Annotated in this window: 11 protein-coding genes; 7 read left to right on the top strand and 4 right to left on the bottom strand. The window is 61.2% G+C overall.

The features are described 5' to 3' along the window. Positions 1-105 precede the first annotated feature (105 nt). The 4 genes from F2S13_RS07705 to F2S13_RS07690 all read left to right on the top strand — a co-directional run bounded on the left by F2S13_RS07705 (position 106) and on the right by F2S13_RS07690 (position 3,841). On the top strand, positions 106-1,392 hold the full coding sequence (locus F2S13_RS07705) for an MFS transporter (protein WP_166359879.1): 1,287 nt from the start codon (positions 106-108) through the stop codon (positions 1,390-1,392). Positions 1,393-1,470: 78 nt separating this feature from the next. After that, the gene (locus F2S13_RS07700) at positions 1,471-2,223 is read left to right on the top strand and encodes a 5-oxoprolinase subunit PxpA (protein ID WP_166359878.1); all 753 of its coding nucleotides are present in this window, start codon (positions 1,471-1,473) and stop codon (positions 2,221-2,223) included. Beyond that, the gene (pxpB, locus tag F2S13_RS07695) at positions 2,220-2,924 is read left to right on the top strand and encodes a 5-oxoprolinase subunit PxpB (RefSeq protein ID WP_166359877.1); all 705 of its coding nucleotides are present in this window, start codon (positions 2,220-2,222) and stop codon (positions 2,922-2,924) included. Before F2S13_RS07700 ends, pxpB begins: the two co-directional genes overlap by 4 nt. Continuing rightward, positions 2,921-3,841 (top strand): 5-oxoprolinase subunit C family protein, encoded by a 921-nt coding sequence (locus F2S13_RS07690; RefSeq protein ID WP_166359876.1) that lies wholly within the window; start codon positions 2,921-2,923, stop codon positions 3,839-3,841. The genes pxpB and F2S13_RS07690 overlap by 4 nt, the downstream gene beginning before the upstream one ends. Positions 3,842-3,956: 115 nt before the next feature. Here F2S13_RS07690 and F2S13_RS07685 read toward each other — a convergent pair whose 3' ends face one another. The 3 genes from F2S13_RS07685 to F2S13_RS07675 form a co-directional block, all read right to left on the bottom strand. Next, positions 3,957-5,135, bottom strand: coding sequence for a vWA domain-containing protein (locus F2S13_RS07685; RefSeq protein WP_166359875.1), 1,179 nt, complete (start codon positions 5,133-5,135; stop codon positions 3,957-3,959). A 30-nt stretch (positions 5,136-5,165) separates the two neighbouring features. Next, a complete protein-coding gene (locus F2S13_RS07680) occupies positions 5,166-6,011 on the bottom strand; it encodes an AAA family ATPase (RefSeq protein WP_166360171.1) in 846 nt (281 codons plus the stop codon). Positions 6,012-6,151: 140 nt separating this feature from the next. Continuing rightward, the gene (locus F2S13_RS07675; RefSeq protein ID WP_166359874.1) at positions 6,152-7,225 is read right to left on the bottom strand and encodes a DUF748 domain-containing protein; all 1,074 of its coding nucleotides are present in this window, start codon (positions 7,223-7,225) and stop codon (positions 6,152-6,154) included. Positions 7,226-7,352: 127 nt separating this feature from the next. Between F2S13_RS07675 and cysK the strand changes: the two genes are divergently transcribed. Next, positions 7,353-8,327, top strand: a complete 975-nt coding sequence (gene cysK / locus F2S13_RS07670) for a cysteine synthase A (protein WP_166359873.1) — start codon at positions 7,353-7,355, stop codon at positions 8,325-8,327. Positions 8,328-8,368: 41 nt separating this feature from the next. After that, a complete protein-coding gene (locus F2S13_RS07665) occupies positions 8,369-9,262 on the top strand; it encodes an aspartyl/asparaginyl beta-hydroxylase domain-containing protein (protein ID WP_218583851.1) in 894 nt (297 codons plus the stop codon). A gap of 89 nt (positions 9,263-9,351) precedes the next feature. On the opposite strand, the gene F2S13_RS07660 is transcribed toward F2S13_RS07665, so the two are convergent. Next, positions 9,352-10,254, bottom strand: a complete 903-nt coding sequence (locus tag F2S13_RS07660; protein WP_166359871.1) for a DMT family transporter — start codon at positions 10,252-10,254, stop codon at positions 9,352-9,354. Positions 10,255-10,598: 344 nt separating this feature from the next. Here F2S13_RS07660 and aceK point away from each other — a divergent pair, with 344 nt between their 5' ends. After that, the gene (gene aceK / locus F2S13_RS07655; RefSeq protein ID WP_166359870.1) at positions 10,599-12,320 is read left to right on the top strand and encodes a bifunctional isocitrate dehydrogenase kinase/phosphatase; all 1,722 of its coding nucleotides are present in this window, start codon (positions 10,599-10,601) and stop codon (positions 12,318-12,320) included. The last annotated feature ends 11 nt before the right edge of the window (positions 12,321-12,331 follow it).

Genomic DNA, 12,331 nt, shown 5'->3' with positions numbered 1-12,331 from the left:
CTCGTTGGACGTGTCTTCGCCAAGCGTCCAAAAATGTGCTCCAGGCCACGATCGACATCGATGGCTGTAAAACAATACCAATAAGTTGAAGCGGAGAGTCCCCCCATGAACAAGTCGGGCGTGCTGGAGCAGGTCGAGGCAGGCACAGGTAGCGGCCCCTTTGCCTGGTATCGCAATATCGGCAAGCAGGAACGGCGGACCTTCTGGAGCTGCAAGATCGGCTACGGTCTGGACGGCATGGACACCCAGATGCTCAGTTTCGTGATTCCGACCCTGATCGCCATGTGGGGCATCACCACCGGTCAGGCGGGCCTGATCCACACCAGTACCCTGATCGCCTCCGCATTGGGTGGCTGGATCGCCGGCATTCTCTCGGACCGCATCGGTCGCGTACGCACCCTGCAACTGACCGTCCTCTGGTTCGCTTTCTTCACTTTTCTCTGCGGTTTCGCCCAGAACTATGAGCAGTTGCTGATCGCCCGCACCCTGATGGGGTTCGGATTCGGCGGCGAATGGACCGCCGGCGCTGTGCTGATCGGCGAAGTCATCCGCGCCCAGGATCGCGGCAAGGCGGTCGGCATGGTCCAGTCCGGCTGGGCCCTTGGCTGGGGCCTGACAGCGATTCTCTATGCGCTGCTGTTCTCGCTGCTGGCACCGGAAGACGCCTGGCGGGCGCTGTTCCTGCTCGGACTGGTCCCGGCCATCTTCGTCATCTTCGTGCGCCGTCTGGTCAAGGACCCGGAGGTCTACCGCGCTGCCAAGGCCAGTGAAAGCACCGAGACACCCTCGAAGTTCTACGAGATCTTTGCTCCGGGCATGCTCTTCACTACCGTGCGGGCATCGTTGCTGACCACGGGGGCGCTGGGCGGCTATTACGCAATTACCTCCTGGTTGCCGACATTCCTCAAGAACGAGCGAGGCTTGAGTGTTCTGGGCACCGGCGGCTATCTGGCCATGGTGATCTTCGGTTCTTATGTGGGCTATGTGATCAGTGCGTACCTGACCGACGTGCTGGGGCGCAAAAAGAACTTCATCCTGTTCGCCGTCGGCTCCTTCATCATTGTCCTGCTCTACACGCAAATGCGCGTCAGCGACGGCGTCATGCTCTGGCTGGGCTTTCCGTTGGGGTTCTTCGCCTCCGGTATCTTCAGTGGCATGGGCGCCTTCCTGACCGAGTTGTTCCCGACCCGCATCCGCGGCTCCGGCCAGGGCTTCTGCTACAACGTCGGTCGAGCCATTGCGGCGCTGTTCCCGCTGCTGATCGGCCTGCTGAGCCAGAAAGTGCCACTGGGCCTGGGCATTGGTGGCTTTGCCGCGGTGTCTTACGGAGTGGTGATCCTGGCGGCGCTGAGCCTGCCGGAAACCCGTGGCAAAGTGCTCGAGGCGCGTTGATATGATGGAACTGCGACCCATTGCTGGCACGATGATGCGCCAGCCAGGACTCCCTACACGTACTCAGGAGCAGCAACCGTGAGCCGCCTGTTATTGAATTGCGATATGGGTGAAAGTTTCGGCAGCTGGACCATGGGCCTGGATGCCGAGGTCATGCCTTTCATCGACTGTGCCAACATCGCTTGCGGCTTCCATGCCGGTGACCCGGGCATCATGCGCAAGACGGTCGGCCTGGCCCTGGCGCACGATGTGATGATCGGTGCGCACCCGGCCTATCCGGACCTGGCCGGTTTCGGGCGGCGTTCCATGGCCTGCACGGCCCAGGAAATCGAAGACCTGCTGCACTACCAGGTCGGCGCACTCGATGGTATTTGCCGGGCCCAGGGCGGCCGGGTCGGTTACGTCAAACCCCATGGTGCGCTGTACAACGACATGATGGCCGATGCCGGAAAATTGCGCGCCGTGATCAAGGCCGTGGCGGCCTATGACCGGCAATTGCCTTTGATGCTGATGGCCACCCGCGACAACAGCGCAGCCCAGGCGCTGGGCGATGAATATGGCGTTACGCTGTGGTTCGAAGCCTTTGCCGATCGGGCTTACGACGCGGCCGGACGCCTGGTGTCGCGACAGCTTCCGGGCGCCGTGCACCACGCCCCGGAGCTGATTGTCGAGCAGGCCTTGCGCCTGGCCACGGGCAGGGCCCTGACCGCCAGCGATGGCAGCGAACTGGTGCTTGCCGCCGATACCCTGTGCGTGCACGGCGACAACGCCAGCTCGATCGCAGCGGTGCAGCGCATCCGTGAAGCCCTCGACAAGCAGTTCGGCTCATGAAGGTGCGTATTGAAGTGGTGGCCATCGATTGCCTGATGGTCCGGCTGTTCGATGCCATCGACGAAGCCAACATGCCCTGGATGCTCGCGGCCGGCCAACGGCTGCGTGCCGGGTTCGGTGATGCGCTGATCGATCTGGTGCCGTCCTATACCACCTTGATGGTGCACTACGATCTGCTGCGGCTTACGCCGGGTGCCGCTCGCGAGTGTATTGTCCGGGCGCTGAAGGACTTGCAGCCCGATGCCGGCGGCATGGGACGCTGCCACGAGATCCCCGTGTGGTATGACCGTAGTGTCGGCCCGGAACTGGCCTTGCTGGCGCAACGCAGTGGCGAATCGATCGAACAGGTGATTGATCGCCACAGTGGTCGCGAGTACCAGGTGTTCGCCCTGGGCTTCGCACCGGGCTTCGCTTTCATGGGCCTGGTCGATGAGCAACTTGCCGCACCGCGCCTGGACACGCCACGCAAACGCGTCGCCGCCGGTAGCGTGGGCATCGCCGAGCGCCAGACCGCGGCGTATCCCGCTGTATCGCCCGGTGGTTGGAACCTCATCGGACGCACACCGAGCAAGCTCTTCGATCGTCAGCGTGACGGCTACAGCCTGCTGCAACCGGGCGACCGGGTGCGTTTCGTGCCCGTCAGTCATGACGAATTCATCAGCCTGGGCGGTGACGATACGCCATTGGAGGGCCAGGAATGAGCCGCTTGTTGATCGAGACCAGCACACCCCTTTGCCTGTTGCAGGATGCCGGGCGTTTCGGCGTGCGGCATCTGGGCGTGACCCAGGGCGGGGCATTGGATTGGGTATCGATGTCCTGGGCCAACTGGTTATTGGGCAATTCCCTGGATGCGGCAGTCGTGGAGGTGACCCTGGGTGGCCTGACGTTGATCGCCCAGCAGGAATGTGTGCTGGCCCTGGCCGGCGCCGATCTGGGGGCCACGCTCGACGGGCAGCCGCTGGCGCCCTGGCGCAGCTTCGCCATGGGCCCGGACCAGCGCTTGCAGTTCACCCGGCCATTGTCCGGCGCGCGTGCGTACCTGGCGGCCCCCGGTGGTTTCGATGCACCGAAGGTGCTCGGCAGTTGTGCCAGCGTGCTGCGTGAAGAACTGGGCGGGCTCGACGGCCTCGGCAAACCCTTGGCCAAGGGGCAGCAACTGGGTTACTCCAGCCAATCGCAGCGAGTGCGCGAGATGCCTGGCGGATTGGTCCCCGACCTGGTCGCCAATCAACCACTGGACGTGGTGCTGGGGGCACAGATCGGCGATTTCAGCGGGCAAAGCCTGTTCGATGCGTTCAACGCGCCATGGACCCTGGACACCCGCGCCGATCGCATGGGCATTCGCTTGCTCGGGCCGACCTTGAGCTACCTGGGCAAGCCCATGATCTCCGAGGGGATTCCATTGGGGGCGATTCAAGTACCGCCCGATGGGCAACCGATTGTGCTGCTCAACGATCGGCAGACCATTGGTGGCTATCCGCGGCTGGGAGCATTGACGCCGTTGGCGCTGGCGCGGCTGGCGCAGTGTTTGCCGGGGGCGGTGGTGAGACTGAGCCCGGTGGTGCAGGAGACGGCGTGCCAGGAGCATCGGCGGTTTCTGGAGCGGTTTGCGGTCTGAGATTTGTATTGCCTGAGAGGGCCTCATCGCTGGCAAGCCAGCTCCCACAGGGTCAGGTATTGTACATTCCCTGTGGGAGCTGGCTTGCCAGCGATGGGGGCGGTGCGGTCTGCAATTACTTCGAAAGAAACCGCATCCCTTCCTCCAACCCCCGCAAGGTCAACGGATACATCTGGTCCTCGATCAGGTCGCGCACGATATTGGTCGAGGCCGTGTAATTCCAGGTGTCCTTGGGGTAGGGGTTGATCCAGATGAGCTTCTTGTACTTCTCCTTGAAGCGCTGCATCCAGACATAGCCAGGCTCTTCGTTCCAGTGCTCGACGCTGCCGCCGGCCTGGGTGATTTCGTAGGGCGCCATGGCGGCGTCGCCGACGAATATCACTTTGTAATCGGCACCGTACTTGTGCAGCAGGTCCTGGGTCGCGGTGCGTTCCGACGTGCGGCGCAGGTTGTTCTTCCACACCGACTCGTACACGAAGTTGTGGAAGTAGTAGTACTCCAGGTGCTTGAACTCGGTCTTGCAGGCCGAGAACAGTTCTTCGCAGATCTTCACGTGGGCGTCCATCGAGCCGCCGATATCGAACAACAGCAGCAACTTGATGGTGTTGCGCCGTTCAGGGCGCATCTGGATGTTCAGAAGACCTGCATCGCGGGCGGTATGGTCGATGGTGCCATCGATATCCAGCTCGTCGGCCGCACCCTGGCGGGCGAACTTGCGCAGGCGACGCAAGGCGACCTTGATGTTGCGCGTGCCCAGCTCGACCTGGTCGTCGAGGTTCTTGTACTCGCGCTGGTCCCAGACCTTGACCGCCTTGCCCTGGCGCTTGCCGGCGTCGCCGACGCGGATGCCTTCGGGGTTGAAGCCGCCGGAGCCGAACGGGCTGGTACCGCCGGTGCCGATCCATTTGTTGCCGCCGGCGTGGCGTTCCTTCTGTTCTTCCAGGCGCTTCTTGAATTCTTCGATCAGCTTGTCCAGGCCGCCCAGGGACTGGATCTGCGCGCGCTCTTCATCGCTGAGCGAGCGTTCGAACTCCTTGCGCAGCCAATCCTCGGGGATCAACGCCTGCAAGTGCTCGTCGAGCTTGTCCAGCCCGTTGAAATAGGCCCCGAACGCCCGGTCGAACTTGTCGAAATGGCGTTCGTCCTTCACCAGAATGGCCCGGGACAAGTAGTAGAACTCGTCCATGTCGGCGAAGGTCACGCGCTGCTTGAGCGCGTTGATCAGATCGAGCAGCTCGCGTACCGAGACCGGCACCTTGGCTGCGCGCATTTCATTGAACAGGTTGAGCAGCATGGCTGTCGCCCTTTGATCCAGGTGGAATGATCAGCGATTGCCGCGACGGCTCATGAACGCCAGGCGCTCGAGCAATTGCACGTCCTGCTCGTTCTTGACCAGGGCGCCGGCCAGCGGCGGGATGGCCTTGGTCGGATCGCGCTCGCGCAGTACCGCTTCGCCGATGTTGTCGGCCATCAGCAGCTTCAGCCAGTCGACCAGCTCGGAGGTCGAAGGCTTCTTCTTCAGGCCCGGCACCTTGCGCACGTCGAAGAACACGTCCAGGGCTTCGCTGACCAGATCCTTCTTGATGTCCGGGTAGTGCACGTCGACGATCTGCTGCATCGTGGTGCGGTCCGGGAATGCGATGTAATGGAAGAAGCAGCGGCGCAGGAAGGCATCCGGCAGTTCTTTTTCGTTGTTGGAAGTAATGATGATGATCGGGCGCTGCTTGGCCTTGATCGTCTCATTGGTCTCGTAAACGTAGAACTCCATCTTGTCGAGTTCCTGCAACAGGTCGTTGGGGAACTCGATGTCGGCCTTGTCGATCTCGTCGATCAGCAGGATGACCCGCTCCTCAGCCTCGAACGCCTCCCAGAGCTTGCCCTTTTTCAGGTAGTTGCGCACGTCATGGACCTTGTCCACGCCCAACTGCGAGTCGCGCAGGCGGCTGACCGCATCGTACTCGTAGAGGCCCTGGTGGGCCTTGGTGGTGGACTTGATGTGCCAGGTGATCAGCTTGGCGCCAAAGGACTCGGCCAGTTGCTCGGCCAGCATGGTCTTGCCGGTGCCGGGCTCGCCCTTGACCAGCAAAGGCCGCTCCAGGGTGATCGCTGCGTTGACCGCAAGCTTCAGGTCGTTTGTAGCGACATATGCGCTGGTGCCTTCGAACTTCATCTGCCAATCCTCGAACAGGTCGCCGGGCGATTCACCGCCGGCGGAAATAAATTTATGCATGACTATAACGCGGGCCCGGCTCGACTGTGAACGCAGGCGACCTATTCAGTCTCTGAATTGGCCGTAATCTCGTGATTGAGTCAGCCTTTGGGGGGCGGTTGCTCATAGCGCGCTGTGAAGGCTTCGACGAAGCCATTGCGCAGGATCTCGAAGAACGCCTGCAGGCCGCTGATATCTTTCTGATGCACGCTGCCCTTGAGCTCGACGCGGGTGGCGAACTGGTTCTTGCGCTGGTTCTTGAGCACGGTCTCGGTAGTGCCTACCAGCGCCTCCCAGATCGAGCGGAAGAAACCTTTGTCTTCTTCCTTCACATCCTGTTGCCAGTCGAAGACATCGACGTCGTGCAGCAAAGGTTTGATATAGCCGCTGAGCCGCCCTTTTTCAGCCTTGGCCTCGATTACCACATCGCCGCTGCCGGCGTTGAAATCGAACTTGCCATAGGCACTGGCAAAGTCGTTGAGCCGGCGCAGCTGGATGCCGGTGGTGCGCAGGCGGAAATCGAAATCCTGGAAGTCGCTCAAGGGGTCGAAGGTCGCAGCGGTTTCCAGGCTGGCATGGTTGAACAACAGGGCCTTGCCCGCAAAGCGCGCATCGCGTTTGCCCTTGGCGTCCACGACGTTGGTCAGATTGAACGCATCGGCATTGACCTGGGTGGCCTCGAGCTTGACCGGCGGTTTTGAATTGAAATTCCGAAAGGTGATGATCCCATCGCGGATGCGAACCTCATTGAGGGTGATCGGCAACAGCTTGTCCAATTGGGCGCGCCAGTCGGTGCCTCGGCCGGTTTGCGAAGCCTGTTTGTTGGCACCGCCGTCGACGAAGTTCAGTTCCGGGCGAACAAACTCGGCTTCGGCTACCACGGCATGGTCATACCAGAGCGAATGCCAGCTGACGGACAGGTCTATCAGGGGCGCATCGAGGAACGGCACCGGGACTTTACCGCTGGACTTGACGATTTTGAGTCCATTGATCTTGTAGGCTCCACGCCATAAAGCAAGGTCAACGTCGGCGATCTGGCCGCTATAGTCGCCCATATGTGCAAGCTTGTCATTGAGGTAGTCACGGACCAGCCAGGGCAGGGCGATATGCAGAGCAAGCAACAGCACGGCAATCCCGGCCAGGGTCCAGAGCGGCCAACTGTAGCGACGTTTCATGGTCAGGATTCCATGCGTGTCTATACAGTCATTGACTGTTGCTGCCGGCATCCGTTCGGCAGGGGTGGACTCGCCAGAAGCCGAGGCATAACCTTGAAGTTTTCGACTGGTGTCAAAAGGACCCGCCATGAGCCGTATTTTTGCTGACAACGCGCATTCCATCGGCAACACGCCGCTGGTGCAGATCAACCGTATCGCTCCGCGCGGCGTGACCATTCTGGCCAAGATCGAGGGGCGCAACCCGGGCTATTCGGTCAAGTGCCGGATCGGTGCGAGCATGATCTGGGACGCCGAAAGCAGCGGCAAGCTCAAGCCGGGCATGACCATTATCGAACCCACTTCGGGCAATACCGGTATCGGCCTGGCCTACGTTGCGGCGGCGCGGGGTTATAAATTGATGCTGACGATGCCGGCGTCCATGAGTATCGAACGGCGCAAGGTACTCAAGGCCCTGGGGGCCGAACTGGTACTCACCGAGCCTGCCAAGGGCATGAAAGGCGCCATCGAGAAGGCCGCTGAAATCCTGGCCAGCGATCCAGCCACCTACTTCATGCCGCAGCAGTTCGAGAACCCGTCCAACCCGGCCATCCATGAAAAAACCACCGGTCCGGAAATCTGGAACGACACCGATGGCGCCATTGATGTACTGGTGGCCGGCGTGGGAACCGGCGGTACCATCACGGGCGTTTCGCGCTACATCAAGAACACCCAGGGCAAGCCGATTCTGTCGGTTGCGGTGGAGCCTGCCGCATCCCCGGTGATCACCCAGGCCCTTGCCGGTGAAGAGATCAAGCCAAGCCCGCACAAGATCCAGGGCATTGGCGCCGGTTTCGTGCCGAAGAACCTCGACCTGTCGATGGTCGATCGGGTGGAGCAGGTCAGCGATGAAGAATCCAAGGCCATGGCTTTGCGTCTGATGCGCGAGGAAGGGATTCTTTCCGGCATTTCCTGCGGCGCGGCCATGGCGGCCGCCGTGCGCCTGGCCGAGAAGCCGGAAATGCAGGGCAAGACCATCGTGGTCATCCTGCCCGATTCGGGTGAGCGTTACTTGTCGAGCATGCTTTTCAGCGACCTGTTTACCGATCAGGAAAACCAACAGTGACTCTATCTTTTGCCGTCAAATCCTTTGTCCTGCTGCTGTTCATGGGCAGCACGCTCTACGTGCATTTGCGTGGTAAGGCGCGTTTGCCGGTGTTGCGCCAGTTCGTCAACCACTCGGCATTGTTCGCCCCTTACAACGCCATGATGTACCTGTTTTCCGGGGTGCCTTCCAAACCCTACCTGGACCGCAGCAAGTTCCCCGAGCTCGATGTGCTCAAGGACAACTGGCAAGTCATTCGCGACGAAGCCATGCACCTGTTCGACGAGGGCTACATCCGCGCCGCGGCCAAGGATAACGACGCCGGCTTCGGTTCGTTCTTCAAGAAGGGCTGGAAGCGTTTCTACCTCAAGTGGTACGACAAACCGCTGCCTTCGGCCCATCTGTTGTGCCCGAAAACCGTGGAGTTGCTCAGCAGCATTCCCAACGTCAAGGGAGCGATGTTCGCCCTGTTACCCGGTGGCAGCCACCTGAACCCCCACCGCGATCCGTTCGCCGGTTCCTTGCGCTATCACCTGGGGCTGTCGACGCCCAATTCCGACGACTGCCGCATCTATGTCGACGGCCAGGTCTACGCCTGGCGCGATGGTGAAGACGTGATGTTCGACGAGACCTATGTGCACTGGGTCAAGAACGAAACCGAGCAGACCCGGGTCATTCTCTTCTGCGATATCGAACGGCCCTTGAGCAATCGCCTGATGGCGGCGATCAACCATCGGGTCAGCGCATTCCTGGGACGTGCGACTGCGCCGCAGAACCTCGATGACGAGCGTGTTGGCGGGATCAACCAGGCCTATGCGTTCAGCAAGCGCTTCAGCAACGGGATCAGCGGCCGGGTCAAGAAATTCAAGCGCCGCTTCCCGAAACTGTATCGCGTGATGCGCCCGGTGCTGGCGGTGATTGTGCTGGCGTTGCTGGGGCGCTGGTTGTTCGGCTGAGCCCTGGCAACCCGCTCCACAAAAAAATCCTGGTCTGCAGCTGATCCCTGTAGCCGCGCCGCGTGAGCCCCGAAGATAGCGCGAAGTTGTCAGGCAGTTGCCGTTTGCCCGATCTTCGCGGGCTTGAGCACCAGCCACAATGCCACGGCGATCATCAAGCCACCGTAGAGATGCCCCATCGACAGGGGCTCATCCAGCAGCCATGCGCCCCAGAGCACGCCGAAGGGCGGGATCATGAAGGTCACGGTCATGGATTTGACCGGGCCGATCTCGCTCAGCAGCCTGAAATACAGGATGTAGGCCAGCGCCGTGCACACCAGCCCCAATCCCAGCAGTGACAGCCAGACGCTCCAGCCTCCCCAGCTGGCCGGCGGCTGGGTCAGCACGCTGTAGCCAAACAGCGGTAGCAGCAACAAGGTGGCACCGAGCATACTGCCCAGCGCCGACAAGCGACTGTCCAGCCCACCGCGCTGGTCGAGCCAGCGCCGCGCCAGAAACCCCGCGAAACCGTAGCAGGTGGTCGCACCAAGGCAGGCAAGGGCACCTTGCAGCAGGGCCAGATCGAACGCCACCGGGCCCGCGCCGCTCAACACGGCGACACCGAACAGCCCGAGAAAAATGCCGATCAGTTTATTCAGGGTCATGGGCTCGCGGAAGAACAGGCCGCCGATCAATACGCCCATCAACGGGGTAGTGGCATTGAAAATCGCCGAGTAACCGGCGGGCAGGACCTGTGCGGCTACCGAATACAGGGCCGCGGGGATGCCGGAGTTGATCATGCCCAGCACCAGAGCGGTCTTGAATTTGCCGTGGAAATTCCAGTCGATGCGCATCACTGCCAGGATCACCAGCAACCCGACGGCCGCAATCGACACGCGGAAAAATGCCGTGGGCATGGCGCCGAGGACCGGCGCGATGATGCGCATGAACAAGAAGCTCGCGCCCCAGATGGCGGCGAGCAGCAGCATGTTGATAACGGCTGTGGGGCGCATGGTGAACTCCGGATCCTTTGGCAAGGGGCGCGAGTGTTGCTCAGTGGTGGGTCTCGGGCAATCGGAATGTTGCGGTTGAATTGGCCTTGTGTGGTGTATGAGGATGCTATCGCGCCTGTGCGGGCCTCATCGCTGGCAAGCCAGCTCCCACAGGGTTCTGCAGTGTGTACACAAATGGCATTCAGGACACTGGACCTCTGTGGGAGCTGGCTTGCCAGCGATGAGGCCCGCACAGGCAGTACAAAACCTCCAGCAAACCTGACCACCCATCCACAGATTGCACTTTTCCAAACCCCGGCCGATGGATAAGCTCAGGCTTTTGAAAATCCCGCAGAGGACTCGTTATGCCCCAGCAATGGCCGGCCGCCGATATCGCTCGAAGAATCCTCGATGGCTTCGACGATTACCGTGAGCACTTTCGCCAGATCACCGATGGGGCGCGTGAGCGTTTCGAGCAGGCCCACTGGCAGGAGACCCAGACGGCCTCGGCTGCACGGATCAACCTGTATGAAGAAAAGGTCAGTGAGGTCACCGGCTGGCTGCGCGCCGGCTTCGATGAAGTGGCGCTGCTGGACGTGTCGTACTGGCCGTTGGTCAAGAGTGCCTACATCTGCCTGATCGACCTGCGCCTTGACGATGAACTGGCCGAAACCTGGTACAACTCGATTTTCTGCGGGCTGTTCAGCCACGACCTGATCAGCGATGGCTGCATGTTCATCCACACCACCCGGCCGTCGTTGCGCGGGCATGAGCGGGCGGCGCAGACGCGTATTTACCGGCCCCGGGGCGCGCTGTCGAGCATGCTCGAGCAGATCTTCGCCGACTACTCGTTCAATGTGCCGTATGCCGATCTGGAAGGGGACCTGCGCCGCCTGGAGGGCGAATTGCGCGAGAGCCTGCCCGATTGGGTCTGCAAGGACCCGGCGCTCAGCGTGGAACTGTTCTCCCCGGTGCTGTACCGCAACAAGGGGGCCTATCTGGTCGGGCGGCTGTTCAACCAGGACGAGCAATGGCCCCTGGTGATTCCACTGCTGCACCGCGAAGGCAAGGGCATCCAGATCGATGCACTGATCACCGATGAAGCGGAAGTGTCGATCATCTTCTCTTTCACCCGCTCGTATTTCATGGTCGATGTGCCGGTGCCGGCCGAATTCGTCGGCTTTCTCAAGCGCATTCTGCCGGGCAAGCACATCGCCGAACTGTATACCTCGATCGGCTTCTACAAGCACGGCAAGTCCGAGTTCTACCGGGCGCTGATCAATCACCTGGCCAATACCGACGACCGCTTCATCATGGCCCCGGGCGTGCGCGGCATGGTCATGAGCGTGTTCACCCTGCCGGGTTTCAATACCGTGTTCAAGATCATCAAGGACCGCTTCTCGCCGTCCAAGAGCGTCGATCGGGCCACGGTGATCGAAAAATACCGCCTGGTGAAAAGCGTTGACCGGGTCGGACGCATGGCCGATACCCAGGAGTTCTCCGATTTCCGCTTTCCGCTGAGCAAGTTTGATCCCGAATGCCTGGCCGAGCTGCTGGAGGTGGCGACCAAAACGGTGGAAGTGCATGGCGACACCGTACTGATCCGCCATTGCTGGACCGAGCGGCGTATGACCCCGTTGAACCTGTACCTGGAAAACGCCAACGAAGCGCAGGTGCGCGAGGCGCTGGACGACTACGGCATGGCCATCAAGCAATTGGCGGCGGCGAACATCTTTCCTGGCGACATGCTGCTGAAAAACTTCGGCGTGACCCGTCACGGCCGGGTGGTGTTCTACGACTACGATGAAATCTGCTTCCTGACCGAAGCGAATTTCCGCTATATCCCGCCACCGCGCTTTCCCGAAGACGAAATGGCCTCGGAGCCCTGGTACTCGATCGGGCCACTGGATGTATTCCCCGAGGAGTTCCCGCCGTTCCTGTTTGCCGATGCCGGTCAGCGACGGCTATTCAGCCAGATGCACGGCGAGCTCTACGATGCCGACTACTGGAAGGGCCTGCAGGGCGCGATTCGCGAGGGCAAGGTGATCGACGTGTTCCCGTACCGGCGCAAGGGCCGCGACGAGTGAGTTGAAACTAC

The organism is Pseudomonas akapageensis, from assembly GCF_011355085.1.
Lineage (GTDB): Bacteria > Pseudomonadota > Gammaproteobacteria > Pseudomonadales > Pseudomonadaceae > Aquipseudomonas > Aquipseudomonas akapageensis.
The sequence above is the reverse complement of the archived record's forward strand: the minus strand, read 5'-3'. Positions and strand labels throughout refer to the sequence as shown.